The 16,322-nt window shown below is 55.9% G+C and carries 19 protein-coding genes; 10 read left to right on the top strand and 9 right to left on the bottom strand.

Annotation, left to right across the window (positions count from 1 at the left end):
- The first annotated feature begins 23 nt into the window (after nt 1-23).
- The gene (locus tag OCA8868_RS08075; protein WP_093996034.1) at nt 24-542 is read left to right on the top strand and encodes a hypothetical protein; all 519 of its coding nucleotides are present in this window, start codon (nt 24-26) and stop codon (nt 540-542) included.
- On the top strand, nt 539-958 hold the full coding sequence (locus tag OCA8868_RS08070; RefSeq protein ID WP_179214811.1) for a hypothetical protein: 420 nt from the start codon (nt 539-541) through the stop codon (nt 956-958). Before OCA8868_RS08075 ends, OCA8868_RS08070 begins: the two co-directional genes overlap by 4 nt.
- On the opposite strand, the gene OCA8868_RS08065 is transcribed toward OCA8868_RS08070, so the two are convergent.
- Nucleotides 955-1,821, bottom strand: coding sequence for a transglycosylase SLT domain-containing protein (locus OCA8868_RS08065; RefSeq protein WP_093996033.1), 867 nt, complete (start codon nt 1,819-1,821; stop codon nt 955-957). The two genes, OCA8868_RS08070 and OCA8868_RS08065, sit on opposite strands and share 4 nt — an antisense overlap.
- A 209-nt stretch (nt 1,822-2,030) precedes the next feature.
- Here OCA8868_RS08065 and gatB point away from each other — a divergent pair, with 209 nt between their 5' ends.
- Both gatB and OCA8868_RS08055 read left to right on the top strand, forming a co-directional pair.
- Nucleotides 2,031-3,542, top strand: a complete 1,512-nt coding sequence (gene gatB / locus OCA8868_RS08060) for an Asp-tRNA(Asn)/Glu-tRNA(Gln) amidotransferase subunit GatB (RefSeq protein WP_093996211.1) — start codon at nt 2,031-2,033, stop codon at nt 3,540-3,542.
- A gap of 125 nt (nt 3,543-3,667) precedes the next feature.
- Nucleotides 3,668-4,201 (top strand): DUF4177 domain-containing protein, encoded by a 534-nt coding sequence (locus tag OCA8868_RS08055; RefSeq protein ID WP_143849568.1) that lies wholly within the window; start codon nt 3,668-3,670, stop codon nt 4,199-4,201.
- A 6-nt stretch (nt 4,202-4,207) separates the two neighbouring features.
- Here OCA8868_RS08055 and OCA8868_RS08050 read toward each other — a convergent pair whose 3' ends face one another.
- Complete coding sequence (locus tag OCA8868_RS08050; protein ID WP_093996031.1) at nt 4,208-4,462, bottom strand: BolA family protein; 255 nt, start codon at nt 4,460-4,462, stop codon at nt 4,208-4,210.
- 74 nt (nt 4,463-4,536) lie between these two features.
- Between OCA8868_RS08050 and OCA8868_RS08045 the strand changes: the two genes are divergently transcribed.
- Entirely contained in the window at nt 4,537-5,169 is a 633-nt protein-coding gene (locus OCA8868_RS08045) for a J domain-containing protein (RefSeq protein ID WP_093996030.1), read from the top strand.
- Here OCA8868_RS08045 and OCA8868_RS08040 read toward each other — a convergent pair.
- The 6 genes from OCA8868_RS08040 to OCA8868_RS08015 all read right to left on the bottom strand — a co-directional run bounded on the left by OCA8868_RS08040 (nt 5,166) and on the right by OCA8868_RS08015 (nt 8,845).
- Complete coding sequence (locus OCA8868_RS08040) at nt 5,166-5,792, bottom strand: hypothetical protein (protein WP_245848113.1); 627 nt, start codon at nt 5,790-5,792, stop codon at nt 5,166-5,168. The two genes, OCA8868_RS08045 and OCA8868_RS08040, sit on opposite strands and share 4 nt — an antisense overlap.
- A gap of 26 nt (nt 5,793-5,818) precedes the next feature.
- Entirely contained in the window at nt 5,819-6,226 is a 408-nt protein-coding gene (locus tag OCA8868_RS08035; protein WP_093996029.1) for a hypothetical protein, read from the bottom strand.
- Nucleotides 6,227-6,309: 83 nt separating this feature from the next.
- Nucleotides 6,310-6,777, bottom strand: a complete 468-nt coding sequence (msrB, locus tag OCA8868_RS08030) for a peptide-methionine (R)-S-oxide reductase MsrB (protein ID WP_093996028.1) — start codon at nt 6,775-6,777, stop codon at nt 6,310-6,312.
- Between the two features lie 146 nt (nt 6,778-6,923).
- A complete protein-coding gene (locus OCA8868_RS08025; protein WP_093996027.1) occupies nt 6,924-7,484 on the bottom strand; it encodes a fasciclin domain-containing protein in 561 nt (186 codons plus the stop codon).
- Between the two features lie 126 nt (nt 7,485-7,610).
- The gene (locus tag OCA8868_RS08020) at nt 7,611-8,306 is read right to left on the bottom strand and encodes an anti-sigma factor (RefSeq protein ID WP_179214810.1); all 696 of its coding nucleotides are present in this window, start codon (nt 8,304-8,306) and stop codon (nt 7,611-7,613) included.
- Nucleotides 8,303-8,845, bottom strand: a complete 543-nt coding sequence (locus OCA8868_RS08015; protein WP_093996025.1) for a sigma-70 family RNA polymerase sigma factor — start codon at nt 8,843-8,845, stop codon at nt 8,303-8,305. Before OCA8868_RS08015 ends, OCA8868_RS08020 begins: the two co-directional genes overlap by 4 nt.
- Nucleotides 8,846-8,993: 148 nt before the next feature.
- Here OCA8868_RS08015 and cobS point away from each other — a divergent pair, with 148 nt between their 5' ends.
- The 5 genes from cobS (at nt 8,994) to OCA8868_RS07990 (ending at nt 14,589) form a co-directional block, all read left to right on the top strand.
- Nucleotides 8,994-9,983, top strand: coding sequence for a cobaltochelatase subunit CobS (cobS, locus tag OCA8868_RS08010; protein ID WP_093996210.1), 990 nt, complete (start codon nt 8,994-8,996; stop codon nt 9,981-9,983).
- Nucleotides 9,980-10,396, top strand: a complete 417-nt coding sequence (locus OCA8868_RS08005) for a hypothetical protein (protein ID WP_093996024.1) — start codon at nt 9,980-9,982, stop codon at nt 10,394-10,396. Before cobS ends, OCA8868_RS08005 begins: the two co-directional genes overlap by 4 nt.
- Entirely contained in the window at nt 10,393-12,267 is a 1,875-nt protein-coding gene (cobT, locus tag OCA8868_RS08000) for a cobaltochelatase subunit CobT (protein WP_093996023.1), read from the top strand. The genes OCA8868_RS08005 and cobT overlap by 4 nt, the downstream gene beginning before the upstream one ends.
- Nucleotides 12,268-12,335: 68 nt before the next feature.
- Complete coding sequence (locus OCA8868_RS07995; protein ID WP_093996022.1) at nt 12,336-14,162, top strand: aminopeptidase P family protein; 1,827 nt, start codon at nt 12,336-12,338, stop codon at nt 14,160-14,162.
- Nucleotides 14,163-14,247: 85 nt separating this feature from the next.
- On the top strand, nt 14,248-14,589 hold the full coding sequence (locus tag OCA8868_RS07990) for a DUF427 domain-containing protein (RefSeq protein WP_093996021.1): 342 nt from the start codon (nt 14,248-14,250) through the stop codon (nt 14,587-14,589).
- On the opposite strand, the gene OCA8868_RS07985 is transcribed toward OCA8868_RS07990, so the two are convergent.
- Nucleotides 14,586-16,274 (bottom strand): chloride channel protein, encoded by a 1,689-nt coding sequence (locus OCA8868_RS07985; protein WP_093996020.1) that lies wholly within the window; start codon nt 16,272-16,274, stop codon nt 14,586-14,588. The two genes, OCA8868_RS07990 and OCA8868_RS07985, sit on opposite strands and share 4 nt — an antisense overlap.
- Nucleotides 16,275-16,322 lie beyond the last annotated feature (48 nt).

The following is a 16,322-nucleotide window of genomic DNA, read 5'->3' as shown; positions in this document are numbered from 1 at the left end:
AAAGTCATGATAGGGATCTGTTTATGCCGTTCTTAATTGCACTTCTCGGGGTCATCGGGGCCGCCTATTTCTGGGCACAACGTGCGCGCAATGCGCGTGATATGGTTGGCGATGTTGCGGATATGGCCAATGATGTGCGCCTTGCGGCGCGGCGTTTCGGGTTCACCCGCAAAATGAACGTTCACCCCGTTGAAAGCATTGAAGACCCTCGTCTTGCTATCGCAGCGATTGGGTCAGCGTTTCTGGAACTCGACGACCTTCCAACGGCCGAGCAACGCAAACTTTTGCAGGTTCAAATCCGCGCGAAACTACGGGCAAGCGCGGAAGAAGCCGAGGAGATGGAAGTCTTGGGTCGTTGGTTCATGACGGAGTGTGGTGGCGCTGAACCCGCCGTGGCAAGGCTATCACGCAAGCTATATAAACTTGGCGGATCCGAGCAATTGGAACCGCTGCTTGACCTATTGCAGGCCAGCGTTTCGAATTTGAGCGATCGGCAACGCGACGCCATCGAAGACATCAAACGCGCCATGCGCCTGCGATGATCTATCGCCACGAACGCCGCGGCCGCCGTTGGGGCGTAGTTCTGCCACTGACTGGCGTTTGGGCCGCAATCTTTGCGCTTTGGATTGGTCTAGGTGCCGCTTGGTGGATCGTTGCCATTGCCGTCGCCTTCACCCTCCCCGCGCTTTGGGACGTTATTCACGATACCCACACATGGGTCGAAGTATGGCCCCAACGCATTGTCTGGGGTTCTGCAATGCGCAGTGGGGAAACCTCGGACATCGACCATATCAGGCTTGATCGGCGCTTTGATGGCGGAATGAAGATCACATTAGTTCATATTGGTGGAACGCACTCTCGGCTGCCGCCAGATGTGTCCCCGCCCGTCGATGCCTTTCAGGACGCACTGAAAGATGCAGGGATCGCGTCCCAACGCCACCCGTTTTCGGTGTTTTAGCTGTCGTCGCTCATCGTTGACAGGGTGGCCTGCACGATTGGGCGTGCCTGTGGGCGGATTGAACGCCGCGAAACGCAGTATTCCTGCCGCCGCGTCCATGCCGACATTTCCGCGATCTTTGATCGGTTGGTCATTGGTCCCCAATCCGCAGCCACCCCGCGCCAACGGCTGTCGCGGATCGCAATCGCCTGATCACGCGGCACGGTCACATTCATGATGCGAATGGCGCAGCTGAGGTTGTCTTCGGGATCTTTTAGCGCCTCACCCGTTGTCGCGCGGCACCCGTATCGGCGCGCTGTGTCGGGGTAGATTTGCAGCAGGCCATACCAAAGGTTCCCGCCCCCAACCGCCGTAGGGCGGTATGTGCTTTCGTGTTTGGCCAAGGCCGACATCATCCCAACCCAGAATGCACGGCGCAAATGCGGTGGGTTTTCCTCATACGCCGGACACCACGCCGCGATATCACGCGGAACGGTTTCTTCCATTCGGCTACCGTGGCTACGCAGGGCCGCAAGGGCTGCACGTGTCCAACTGTCTGAACCACTTACGAAATCCCAACGGGTGTCGGGAATGTAATTGGTACGCATCACGGGGCGCTGTGTCGGGTTCTGCGAAATCGTGACCGGATAGCGCACCATATAAACTGGGCGCGCAGTTGGGCGGGCTTCAGCGAGGGCCGCAATCGCCGCAAGGCGCGCCTCTTCTGCCCGATCAAGGGCGGCTTGCGTGCGCATGACAACCACATCAGCGCGGCTTAGGGGGCGGATATCGGTCACGGGGCCAACGACCGGCCATTCAGCCAGCGCAGCAGTACCCATCGTGATCGCAAGAATCCCCCCCAGGAGATTTCTAATAGCAAACATCGCGCGCACCTTTGCCTAAGCTTTTGGAATTTGCAAGAAAATCGGGCAATTCCCGTGCGTTACGAGCAGGTTTTCGCGCCTTAACACCAGATATTGCGTATCGGGTGCGGCGAACCGCAACGCAGCTGCCTGATGTCGTCTTGAAGCTCGGCCCGCTCGGGGCTATTCACCCACTAACAACGTCGTACCAACCTGATGCGGAGCACAGCATGCTTGATCTCACCTATGAGACCCCAAAAGTGAAAACCATCGCCGGAATGACTGGCGATTGGGAGCTTGTGATTGGTCTTGAAGTCCACGCGCAGGTCGCCACAAATGCGAAGCTATTCTCCGGTGCCTCAACACAATTTGGCGCAGAGCCAAACAGCAACGTCGCATTCGTTGACGCCGGCATGCCCGGCATGTTGCCCGTTATTAACGAAGAATGTGTGGCTTATGCGGTGAAAACGGGCCTTGGATTGAAGGCCGAGATCAACCTAACCTCAGCGTTTGACCGCAAAAACTATTTCTACCCCGACCTTCCGCAAGGCTACCAGATTTCACAGTTGTACCACCCTATTGTTGGGACCGGTGAAATTCTGGTTGAAATGGGCGATGGCACCGCGCGCAACGTGCGCGTTGAACGCATCCACCTCGAGCAAGACGCCGGTAAGTCCATCCACGATATGGACCCGACGATGTCATTTGTAGACCTGAACCGCACAGGTGTGGCCTTGATGGAAATCGTGTCCTTCCCTGACATTCGCGGCCCCGAAGAAGCGGCCGCCTATGTGGGCAAGCTGCGCCAGATTATGCGCTACCTCGGGACCTGTGATGGCAACATGCAAAACGGCAACCTGCGGGCTGATGTAAACGTGTCCGTTTGCCGCCCGGGGGACTACGAAAAGTTCCAAGAAACCGGCGATTTCGGTGTTCTGGGCACGCGCTGCGAGATCAAGAACATGAACTCCATGCGCTTTATCCAAGCGGCGATTGAACACGAAGCCCGCCGCCAGATCGCGATCATCGAAGACGGTGGCGAAATCATTCAGGAAACCCGTCTTTATGACGCGGACAAGGATGAGACACGCTCTATGCGGTCCAAAGAAGAAGCGCATGATTACCGCTACTTCCCTGACCCCGACCTGCTCCCACTTGAGATTGAGCAGGCATGGGTTGACGACATCGCGTCCTCCCTGCCCGAGTTGCCGGACGACAAAAAGGCGCGTTTCATCAAGGAATTCAACCTGTCTGACTACGATGCTTCTGTTCTGACAGCGGATGTTGTGAACGCGGGCTATTTCGAAGCCGTTGCGAGCGGAAATGACGGCAAACTTGCCGCGAACTGGGTCATCAACGAGCTGTTTGGCCGTCTGAAAAAGGACGACAAAGGCATTGAGGATAGCCCGATTTCCGCGGCGCGTTTGGGCCAGATCGTGGCGTTGATTAAGTCTGACAAGATCAGCGGCAAGATCGCCAAAGACGTGTTCGAAATCGCCTACACGCAAGATCGCGATCCCGAAGAGATCGTGAAGACCGAAGGCATGGAGCAAGTCACAGATACTGGCGCAATTGAGGCAGCTGTGGACGAGATTATTGCTGCCAACCCGGATCAGGTCGCCAAGGCGAAAGAAAACCCGAAACTTGCCGGTTGGTTTGTAGGCCAGGTGATGAAAGCCACAGGCGGCAAAGCGAATCCTGCGGCTGTGAACAAACTGATTTCGCAAAAACTTGCCCAGTAGCCAGAACATGTGGGGGTCGCGCACGCGCGCCCTACTAGCTATGGTGTTTCGCAAAAAAATCCAATGATTGCTTTGCGTTAAGAACCACTCTTGATACAACTCTCTCGGGCAGAGTGAGGTAAGTCATGACCGGATTTGAGTATAAAGTATTGCCAGCACCGATGCGAGGGTTAAAGGCAAAGGGCGTCAAAGGCACGCCAGCGCGGTTTGCGAATGCACTGCAATCGGTGATGAACGACCTTGGTGCAGAAGGCTGGGAATACCAGCGCACAGACACCCTGCCTGTTGAGGAACGTGTTGGTCTGACAGGTAAAACCACCAATTTTCAAAACATGCTCATCTTTCGTCGTGCCGTCGATTTGGCCGTCGAAAAAACGCCGACCGTCGCGGCCATGATCGAAGATCAAACCGAGGTTCTTGAAGACGCGCCAGAATTAGAAGTCGTAGAAGACATCGCCGCAGTATCAGACGCTGACGTTGCAGTTGAAGAAGATAGCAACGTTGAGGCTGACGAAGCGCCCGCTGAGCCGGCAATGTCCCTGGACGCCAAGGACCGAGTTAGTGAAACGCTGAACGCGCCCTTCACCTTCCCGTGGAACAAACGTCGTGCAGCTGGAACACCGTCAAACGACGATCAGCCCCAGCACCCAGCGGAATAGCCTAACCTAAGAAATCTGTAGCGACAGGGCGTGGATGCGTCCGATGATATCTGCGCCAAGTGCGGCATGGATCGCGCGGTGCTTTGCAACACGCGACTTGCCGTCCAGCGCAGGCGCCTTGATTTCAACGCGCCAATGGCTTTCGCCTGACCCGTCATCACCGGAATGACCCGCGTGTAGATGGCTTTCGTTGATGACGGCAAGGGCCGTCGGTGAGAACGCCGACACCAGCGCATCATTTATTTGTTGTTCAAGACCCATTATTTTCTCTCCTGCCCCTTCAATCCTCGCGTCATTGGTCTAATATCTATCGTCCGAGTCGGAAAGGTAGCACCATGTCAAAAGACGACCCCTTTGGTTTCAATATGTCGGTTTCGGCCAGCAAAAAGAAGAATCCGCGCGGACGCCGTGGGATGTCTGGCGCGTCCGAGACGTCCACACGCGTGTGCGAGAAACCAGGTTGTGAGGAAGCTGGTAAGTACCGTGCGCCCAAGAACCCAGATGTTTTGGACGACTACTACTGGTTCTGCAAAGACCACGTGCGCGAGTATAACTTGGGCTGGAACTTCTTTGACGGAACGACCGAGGCCGAGATCAACGCCCAGCGCAGCAAAGACCGCGTTTGGGAGCGTGAAACATCCTCGATGAAGAAATCCGACGAACAGCGTGCATGGGCGCGTTTGGGCGTGGATGATCCGCATCAGGTGTTGGGCGTGAATGCGACGCAGAACCCGGGCAAATCCATCACAGGTTCAACACGCAAACTGCCTGCGACGGAACGTAAGGCGATCGATATTCTGGAAGCCAAGGATCACTGGGCCAAGCCTGAAATCCGCAAGGCTTATAAAAAGCTCATCAAGGTTTTGCACCCAGACATGAACGGCGGGGATCGAAGTCAAGAAGACCAGCTTGCAGAGGTGGTTTGGGCGTGGGATCAAATCAAATCTAGCCGTCACTTCCGCAACTAGATAGCACGGCCCTGCAGCCGTCTTCGCAAGCTGTCTGGGTTATCTGACTTGTCGATGCGCGAAGGCGTAAAAATCGAGTCGCGTTCGCGCTGGTAAGTGGCCAGCAAGAAATGGATGCCGAGCAGATTGAATGCCCAAAGCATCGCCAAGATCGGCGCGCCCATCAGGGTTACGGCCACAATGAACGGCCCAAACATCGTGCCATAGAATGGCAGACCAAGCGTCCCACCGATCAGCGATCCAATAAACGTCACCCAAATTGCGCCAGCCACAGCGCGGATTGCTCCCACCTGCCCTGATTGGCCCATTCGATCACCAGACAGGAAAAGTGCAATCACGCCGCCAAGACCGGATGCGATAACGATCCAAGTCTGATACAGGCTAAACCCTTCAAACAGCGCCGTATGATCAAGATGCAGCACAGCAAGAAAACCCAAAGCAGCGCTGCAGGCGCCCACGAGCAAAAAGGCCAACGCGCGTGCACGTTCGCCTTCGGATAGTTTCGCCTTTTTGCGCGAGAATGGGCGCATTGATCCTCCGGTTTTGAAAACTCGATATGCTGGGGCTTTGAGGCGGCCATAAGGCATCGGGTACGTAATGTAGAAATGGACTGTTTCGCACATAAAAACAGTCCCATCCCTTGCGAATACTAACCCTTTGATTTCAATAAAGCTAAATGCAATACAGCCATCAGGCACAACCAAACGAGTGCGATCGTTGGATGCGCAATTGCTTGGTCCAGTAGCGCGAAGGGCGCGATGATTGTCCCAAATAATGGCAGCACAATTGTTCCCCCAATCGCGGCCCCCAAAAGGGTCGACAAACAAGCGCCCAAAAGCGCAAGCCCCCAACCCATCGCGCCTTGTTGGCCAAACATCCCGCCAAAAAGGAAACCAGCCATCCATGCGCTTGGGCCTGCGATGATTACGACACCAATCGGTCCGGTCCACGGATCGTGCAGTTCACGTAAGTCGCCGAATACAACGAGCGCAAAGGCGGTTAAAATCCCGACCAATCCAAAAGCAACGGCAATGTCTTTACGTGCAGGTCGTGTCATGAAAAATCCCTCGTCTCAGTTTACCTGAGAGAGGGATAAAGCGGCAGCGCACAGCCCCCGCATAGCAGTTGTGCAGCGTTTGCTTAGGCTGCGCGGAACACGAGGCTGACCCCGTTCAAGCAGTGACGCAGGCCCGTTGGCGCAGGTCCGTCATTGAAGATATGCCCAAGGTGGGACCCGCAGCGGTCACAATGGCATTCGGTGCGCACGGACAGCAGACGTCGGTCTTCTTTGGTCTGAATTGCACTTGGCAACACGTCATAGAATGACGGCCAACCCGTACCGCTGTCAAACTTATGTTCGGAGGAATAGAGCGCCTGATCGCATCCGCGGCAGTGATACACACCCGCAGCGTAATTCTTGTCCAGTGGCGAGGACCCTGCCCGCTCCGTACCTTCTTCACGCATAACGCGGTACTGGGCATTGGTCAGCATCGCGCGCCATTCTGCTTCTGTGCGTGTTACTTCGTACGGGCCGTCAGCAGCTAAGCTGCGCGTTGCGCCGAATGCGGTGGCTGCGAGTGCGGTAATTGAAAACGTGCGGCGGTTCATGGGTGGGCTCCTGTATACTTGTCGGCAGTGTAAAACGTACGTTGCAACAAAGGGATAGTTTTCGTCGCAACGCACGTAGATGTGACCAAAGGCGACCGCACTGAGGGAAATGCCTTCGATCTGCCACCCGATCTGAGTGTCGGGTTTTATTGTTGAGGCAGGATCACACGGTCAATGACATGGATCACTCCGTTGGATTGGTCGACGTCAGCAATGGTCACAGTCGCTACGCGGCCGTTTTCATCCGTAAGCGTGATGCTGTCACCGTCCATTTCTACGTTCAACATGCAGCCACCCAAGGTCTCAACCGCGAACGCGCCGCCGCCATCAGAGATCATGCCAGCAAGCGCTTCGGAAAACACTTCTGCTCCAACCACATGGCAGGTTAGAATTTGTGTCAGCTGTGCTTTGTTGTCATCCATCATTAGCGCGCCAAGTGTTTCATCCGTGATCATGCCAAACGCTTCGTCTGTTGGGGCAAACACAGTGAATGGACCGGATCCCGAAAGCGTATCGACAAGGCCGGCCTGCGTAACAGCAGCAACAAGTGTCGTGTGGATCGGTGAGTTCACCGCGTTTTCTATGATGTTCATCTCAGCCATCATTTCAGCGCCCCCAACCATCGGGTTAGCAACGTGTCCGTCAGCGAAAACCATGCCAGCAGTTACAGCGAGAGCGGCGGCAGTTGTAAGTGTCTTAATAGTCATGATGCGTCTCCAGTATGTTGAACTTGGAACCACGTGATTGCGGCCCCGGTGCCAAGAGCAACGGATCGATCTGGAAACAAGTTTCAGAGTATTTCAGCGCCTCACACCGATGTGTGCGCTGCGTGATCAAAGAGTGGTTATTGGCCCAACCGCAAGCACCTCGCCTGTCGCAACACCAGTTGGTGAGCCTCCAAGCGGTTCATCAGACACAGCGAGCGCGCCGCCAACCAAAAGGTTCCGCAACTCAGCGGGAATGGATACTTCGGTGACTTTGCCTTCTTTGCTCAGGACGCCGAGGGAAATCGCATCGCCATCAGCGACCAACCAAAGTTCGACATCGCGATCAGGTATTCGGTCCCCAACCTGCCATTCAACAAACAGCGTTTGGCTGTCCTCTACATAGGCTGCGGCGACAATGATACTTTCGTCCTCGGCAACTACTTCAGCAACAAGACTGGCAACCGGTGTTGTGGGCTGCATGTAATTGCCGAACTGCATCGCGATGATCAGAACAAGCGCCGCAGCGCCTGCTCCGATAAGCGCTGGAAGAATGCCAAGTTTCTTCCAGATGCGCTGCGGGCTTTCTGGGTAGGCCTGCGCTTTGATCTTGTCGAACAAGCCCTTCGGTGGTGCCACCGGATCAATCGTTTCCGTAAGCGAACTGAAATGAATGTCCCAATCTTCAACCAAGCTGGCAAACCGCAAGTCCGTGCGGGCACGGCGTTGTGCATGGGTCAGCGCATCACCCGACAGCAGCCCAAGGCTTAGCTCAGCCGCGAGGACATCGTCGTTGTCTTCTGGAATGATGCTCTCGTCGCTCATCTGCTCAAACAGTCTTTCAAACTTATTAGGCTGCGGCGCAGCCATGTTCGCATTGTATTCAGCGGCACATCAAAACGCGCCGCGAGGTCGGCATATGTCTCCCCATCCAGATAAGCACCGCGCACGGCCGCGGCACGATCCGGGTTCAACTCATCCAGACACCCATCGATTTGCGCGCGTTCAGATGATGCCACGACGAGGTCCTCAGGCCCCATCGCGGGATCAGCTGGCTCTGCAACCCCTTCAAGGCCACTTTCAGGCTTGGTCCGCCGCAACCGGTCAATTGCGCGGTTGCGTGCAATCGTGGCAAGCCAACTGATCGGGCTGGCACGCCCCGTCGCAAATGTCTGCGCCCCGCCCTTCCAAAGACGCATGTAAACGTCTTGCAATACGTCCTCAGCAGCGGCGCGGTCTTTTAAGACACGCAGGATAATCCCAAAGAGTTTCGCGCTGGTTGCAGCATATAGTCCTTCAAACGCTGCGCGGTCATTCAGCGCAACGTGATGGATCATTTCCTCTATGTCTTCGCGCGTAGTCATTTGGCGGCAGTCTCCTTGTCGCTCAGCATGACAGAGTGAACACTAAATACAAGCAATCGGAATGCCGCTTCCCCTTGCAGCTTAGCGCAATATGATGCATCCAAATCGCAAAGCGACCACGCACATTTTGATAAATAAGGGCACCAACATGGCCGAAGAAAATCTTGACCCAAATATGAAGCCAACCGAAGAGATTTCGGTCCGTGAGATGTTCGGAATTGATTCCGACATGAAGGTCAAAGGATTTCCAAAAGGTGCTGGTGACCGCGTGCCGGAAATTGACCCAACTTATAAGTTTGACCCAGACACCACATTAGCGATTTTGGCCGGTTTTGGCTACAACCGCCGCGTCATGGTGCAGGGGTATCACGGCACAGGTAAGTCTACGCACATCGAACAGGTCGCTGCGCGTTTGAACTGGCCTTGTGTGCGTGTGAACTTGGACAGCCACATCAGCCGGATTGACCTTATTGGTAAGGACGCGATCAAGCTGAAAGATGGCGTTCAGGTTACAGAATTCCACGAAGGCATCCTGCCATGGGCGCTGCGCAATCCTGTCGCGATTGTGTTTGATGAATACGATGCAGGCCGTGCGGACGTTATGTTCGTGATCCAGCGCGTTTTGGAAGCCGACGGTAAGCTGACGTTGATGGATCAGAACGAGATCATTACGCCAAACCCGAACTTCCGCCTGTTTGCGACAGCCAACACCGTTGGCCTTGGTGACACAACTGGCCTCTATCACGGTACACAGCAGATCAACCAAGCGCAGATGGACCGTTGGTCCCTCGTCGCGACGTTGAACTACCTCAGCCATGATGCGGAAACCAACATCATCCTATCCAAAGCGCCGACGTTCAACACCGACAAAGGCCGCAAGACAATTTCGCAGATGGTGACCGTCGCCGACCTGACCCGCACCGCGTTCATGAACGGCGATCTGTCGACAGTCATGTCTCCACGGACCGTCATCGCATGGGCCGAAAACGCCCGCATCTTCCAAGACGTCGGCTATGCCTTCCGCCTGTCCTTCCTGAACAAATGTGACGAACTCGAACGCCAGACTGTCGCCGAATTCTACCAGCGTTGTTTCGACGAAGAACTGCCGGAAAGTGCCGCGAGCTTGAGCTTGGGATGAGTGTCGCGCAGGCAACCATGATTGCGGCGTTTGTGATGCAGGCACTACCTGTCTCAAGCGACAATATCCAGTTGTCAGACATTCTTGCGCGCCCCGAACCTTTAACGACCCTTGCGTCTGATGCGCCCGACTCTAACGTGCGCTGCCACTCTTTCTTTTTGGCGGTGAATGCAATTTGGGCAATGTCAAAGCCATTCGGTGAGGTCCGCGACGTGTTTGACTGGTCCTTCGATCGCACGCTTTTTGCAGATTACGATGAGGAGATGCGCGCACAGGTTCAGGACACAAATTACGTCGGGCGCTATATCGAAACGATTGCCCCCGATGGGATTAATCCTGAGCTGAATAGCCGACATCCCGTCTATTTGGCCGACAAAACATTTTGCGCGCCCTTTGGGGACGAAACATCATGAACAAACCATCCGACAACCCTGCTGATCCGTTCAAAAAAGCGCTCGCCGAGGCTACCAAGGTCATGGCGGATGATCCTGAACTGGCGGTGACGTTCACCGTGGACCCTCCGGGGGCGACGCAAGAGACCGTGCGCTTGCCGCAGGTTTCGCGTCGCATGACCCGCGAGGAAGTGTTGATCGCACGTGGCACGGCAGATGCCTTCGCCCTGCGCCACAAGTATCATGACGTCAAAGTCTCTGCCAAATACATGCCGCAGGGCCAGATGGCGCAGGACCTGTACCAAGCGATGGAAAACGCGCGGGTTGAGGCAGTGGGTGCGCGTCATATGCCGGGCACCGCAGGCAACATCGACGCCAAGATCGGCAATGAGGCCCTGCGCAAGGGCTATGACCAAGTGCGCGAAGCATCCGAGGCGCCACTCGCCACGGCCGCCGGATACTTGATCCGCCACCTCGCGACGGGTCGTGATTTGCCCCGTGGTGCGGCCAATGTGATGGAGCTATGGCGCGGGTTTATTGAAGATTCCGCAGGCGGAACGCTCGATGACCTCCAAGACACGCTCGAAGACCAAGCAGCATTCGCCAAATTCGCCCGTCAAGTAATTTCCGATTTGGGATACGGCGACCAGTTGGGCGACGATCCTGACGACACGGGCGATGAAGACCAAGACGCGGATGAAGGCGGCGAGGACGAACAAGAGCCAGATAGCTCCGGTCAGGACGACGGCGACGAAGAAGAGACTGAGGGTACGCCCGAGCAGTCCCAAGAGGAACAGCAAGACAGCGCCGAAGCGCAGGTCAGCATGGATGACACAGCCGAATCCGAGATGGCCGAAGAAGCGGAAATGCCCGAGGGCGAGGCCCCGATGGAGCCCCCCACCCCGCAGCCTGTGTCAGACGCCGACCCAAACTATATCGTCTATTCCACCGAGCACGACGAAGAGATTGGTGCCGAAGACTTGGCGGAACCCGCCGAGTTGGAACGCCTGCGTGCCTACCTTGACCAGCAACTTGAACCACTAAAGGGGGCCGTGTCCCGACTGGCCAACAAGCTGCAACGCCGTCTACAGGCGCAACAAAACCGGTCGTGGTCGTTTGACCAAGAAGAAGGCATTCTGGACGCGGGTCGTTTGGCACGTGTTGTTGCCAACCCGACCACGCCATTGTCCTTCAAAGTCGAGCAAGACACCGAATTCCGCGATACCTGCGTGACGTTGCTGCTGGATAATTCCGGTTCTATGCGTGGCCGTCCGATTTCGATTGCTGCGATTTGTGCGGATGTTTTGGCGCGTACATTGGAGCGGTGTTCGGTGAAGGTCGAAATCCTGGGCTTTACGACGAAGGCGTGGAAGGGTGGATTGTCCCGCGAAGAATGGCTGGCCGAAGGTCGCCCGCAACAGCCGGGCCGCCTGAACGATTTGCGCCACATCATCTACAAACGGGCCGACGCACCGTGGCGTCGTAGCCGCGATAATCTGGGCCTGATGATGAAGGAAGGCCTGCTGAAGGAAAACATCGACGGTGAAGCTTTGGAATGGGCGCACCGTCGTCTTGTTGGCCGCCAAGAAGCCCGCAAAGTGTTGATGGTAATCTCCGATGGCGCGCCGGTGGACGATTCAACTTTGTCCGTTAACCCCGCGAATTACTTGGAAAAACATCTGCGCGATGTGATCGCCATGGTCGAGAAACGCAAAGCGGTTGAACTGGTTGCGATCGGGATCGGCCATGATGTGACGCGTTACTATGATAAGGCGGTTACGATCACCGATGTAGAACAATTGGCGGGCGCAATGACCGAACAGCTCGCCAGCCTGTTTGACAGCGATCCACGCAAACGCGCGCGGGTTCTTGGAATGCGCAAGGCGGGCTAACAGGATCGCCTGCGTTTAGCGTGCGCCTCCGGCGGGGATATTTTTGAAACAAAAGCAAGGGTGTAAAGATGTTCCAGACGTTTGAAGTGACATCATCGCCTGACACGGGGCCGGCGCGTTTGGCGGCGGTGCGCGCCGAGATGAGCGCGCGAAAACTGGACGGTTTTCTTGTGCCGCGAGCGGATCGGTTTCAGGGTGAGTATGTTGCTTCCTGCGATGAACGGTTGTCGTGGCTGACGGGGTTCACGGGGTCTGCGGGATTTTCCTGTGTTTTGAATGATATAGCAGGTGTTTTCATTGACGGACGCTACCGCGTGCAGGTGCGCGACCAAGTGGCAGATGTGTTTACGCCCGTGCATTGGCCCGAAGTGCAGCTGGCCGATTGGTTGAAAGAGCAATTGCCTGAGGGTGGCGTCGTTGGGTTTGATCCGTGGCTTTATTCTGTCGGGCAAATCCGCGATTTGCGCGGAAAGCTGGACAGGACTGGGATTAAGCTGGTCGGGCATACAAATTTGGTCGACGCGGTCTGGGAAGATCGCCCCGCCCCGCCCCGCAAACCAATTTGCATTCAGCCGGATGAGCTGGCGGGAGAACGATTTGAAGATAAATGTAGCCGTCTCGGGACGGCGTTAGAAAAGGACGGGCTGCGGCGCGCGTTTATAGCGTTGCCAGATTCAATCTGTTGGCTTTTGAACATTCGTGGAAGCGATATCCCGCGTAATCCTGTCATGCAGGCCTATGCCATTCTGGATTGGACGGATCATGTGCATCTGTTCACCGACGCGAAAATCGACGCTGATGTGGCTGCGCATCTGAGCGACGAAATGGATTTAGTCACAACTTATCCATTGAATGACCTTGCTGGGTTCTTCGCGAAAGCAGAACGCGCCACATTCCAGATTGATCCGGCCACTACACCGCAGGCGGTTCTAGACCTATTGGAAGCCAAACGCGCGGTAGACCAATCTGTGCAAATCGTCGAAGGCCCTGACCCCTGCATTTTGCCTAAAGCGCGTAAGAACGCGGTTGAAGTCGGCGGCAGCCGAGCAGCGCATTTGCGGGACGGAGCGGCGATGGTGCGTTTCTTGACATGGTTGGACGCCGAGGCGCCGAAGGGCGATCTGACAGAGATTGATGTGGTTACGGCGCTTGAGGGATTTCGGCGCGACACCAATGTCTTGCAAGACATTTCCTTTGAAACCATCAGCGGCGCAGGGCCAAACGGCGCCATCGTTCATTACCGAGTGAACGAGGACACGAACCGCGTCGTTACACCTGGGGATTTGCTGTTGGTCGACAGCGGCGGGCAATACCTTGACGGGACGACTGATATTACCCGCACGATTGCGATTGGCGATATTGGGGGGGATGAGAAAACCTGTTTCACCCGTGTACTGCAAGGCATGATCGCCATCAGCCGCGTGCGCTTTCCTAAAGGGGTTGCTGGATCTGATCTGGACGCATTGGCGCGCTATCCTTTGTGGTTAGCGGGGCAGGATTATGACCACGGCACGGGCCATGGCGTCGGTTCCTATCTGTCCGTGCACGAGGGGCCGCAGGGGCTATCGCGGCGGGCGAAAACTCCGCTTGAGGTCGGTATGATCCTGTCCAACGAACCTGGATATTACCGTGAAGGGGACTTCGGCATACGCATTGAAAACCTCATTGTCGTTCGGGAAGCCGATGCCGTAACCGGCTGTGATGCCCGCGCGATGCTGGATTTCGAAACCTTGACCTATGTACCGCTTGATCGCCGTTTAATAGATGCGACACTTTTGACGCGTGACGAACAAGCATGGATTGATCAATATCATTCTGATACGTTGCAAAAAATTGGCCCGCTTGTAGACGGATCCGCGCTGGCATGGCTGCAAGCGGCCTGTGCGCCGCTTTAGTCACTTCAGCGCTAAACACAGCGTCTGGGCCAGCATCCCTGATCATGAAGATCACGGAAATACTGCCTTTGGGGGGACGAAACGAATGTCTGATCATATCAAAATCAAAGCCGCTTCTGGGACTTGGGTTGTGCGTGCCGCTGGCGCCGTTCTTGGTGAAAGCAATGAGGCGCTGGAGCTTGCTGAAGGCGCTTTCCCAGAGGTGATCTATTTCCCGCGTAAAGACATCTCTATGGCGTTCTTTGATAAGTCCGAAACGACGTCGACCTGCCCACATAAAGGCACCGCGACTTACTACAATCTGGAAGCCAAAAGCGGCACGTTTGCAGATGCGGCTTGGTCTTATGAAACCCCAAAAGATAGCGTATCACAGATTGCGGATTATCTCGCGTTTGATCTAACCAAGGTGAACGTTGAACGCGTTTAAGAGTGTTCTTCGGCGGCGGTTGCGGCCAGTGCGCGGTTGAACGCGCGCAAAGCATCCACCTGAAACAGCGCACCGCGTAATTCAGGTGGGCCATCGCCAATGGCAGGTGCGACGACGGGAATGAAGTTTGAGCCCGTAGCCTCAAGGATAGGCATCGCTTGGTCGAGGGTTTTATCCTCGAACACGTATGTCCCTTCCAAAATCAGCGTCGCACAGGTTTCGGCATCCGCCGCCTTGGGGTGATCGACCCCGCGCATGACGCTAGCAACCTTAAACGTCCCGAGCAGATAGGCCTGTGGCCCTGCCGCCAAATGCACATCGCGGCGTTCCAATTGGGTCAGAAAGAAACTGCGGTGCACCAGTTTTGACGCCAGTGCAGATGACAATGACACAGACACCATCACCGCAATCCCTGTTTGCCAGTCTCCTGTCAGTTCAAACACGATCAACGTGGTTGAAATCGGGGCTCCCAACACTGCCGCTGTGACAGCCCCCATGCCGGCGAGCGCGTATAGCGTCCCTTCCCCAGAAACGTCGGGGAAAATGCCTGTCGCGACGATACCGAAGGCCAAGCCGGTCAACGCACCAACCATCAAAGACGGTGAAAACACCCCGCCCCCCATGCGGCCCGCCATTGTAATGGCAACGGCGACAATCTTGATAAACACAAACACCACGGCTTCGTGCATCACCAAGCGACCTGTCAGTGCGTCAGACGTGGTTTCATAGCCAACGCCAATGATATGCGGATAAAAGATCGCCAAAGCGCCAAGCAACGTGCCCGCAACCATCGGGCGCAGGTAACGCGGCATGCCAATGCGGGCTTGCAGGTTTGATCCGAAATTGTCCGCCCAAAAGATGGATCGCATGAGGACCACAGCAATCAACCCACAGAGCAGCCCGAGGATCAGGAACGCTGGAAGTTCAACATAGAAGGCCAACACATTTTGGTTTGGAATAAGGAATTCAGTGACATCCCCGTACACAAGGCGGTTGATCACGGTCCCTGCGACTGATGCGATAACGATCGGGGCAAAGGCATGCACCGCAAAGTGGCGCAAGATCACTTCGAGCGCGAAAAGCGCCCCAGCGATCGGCGCGTTAAAACTGGCGGACACTGCCGCGGCAACTGCGCAGCCCAAAAGGTCGCGGCCCGTAACCCCGTCAGCACGGATAAGTCGGCAGACATAGGTCGACACCACGGACGCCAAATGCACCACTGGCCCTTCACGGCCAGTCGAGCCACCTGTGGACAGCGTAACGAAAGACGCCAGCGTTGAGGCGAGACCTTTATGGCGTTCAACGCGTCCATCATAGAGTGCGGCCCCTTCGATCACATCTGCGACGGACCGCACACGTGCATCATCGGTGAAGCGATCCAAGATCAGCCCGACCAACAAACCGCCCGCCATTGGGATCAACAAGATCCACCACCAATCAAGCCGCGCCGCATCCGTGCGCAAGTTGGCGATGTCGTCCGTGCGATACAGCCAAGCTTGCAACGACTCGATTCCGAAGCGAAACCCGATGGCTGCAAAGCTCGCCGCGATGCCGACCAGCAGTGCGATGAACCAGAACTGCACCTGTGATGGGCCGCGATCGCGGATCACGTTCCACATGTCGCGCGAGACTTGCAGGGCGTCATCTACACCTTGCCGTATCGCTGACTTTTGCGGCTCCGCCATATCTTTCCCCTGCTACACGTCTGGCCCCCAACAAAGGAACCACGTAGT

Origin of the sequence: Octadecabacter ascidiaceicola (assembly GCF_900185015.1) — a bacterium.
GTDB classification, from domain to species: Bacteria; Pseudomonadota; Alphaproteobacteria; order Rhodobacterales; family Rhodobacteraceae; genus Octadecabacter; species Octadecabacter ascidiaceicola.
This window is presented reverse-complemented; position numbering and strand designations above follow the sequence as displayed.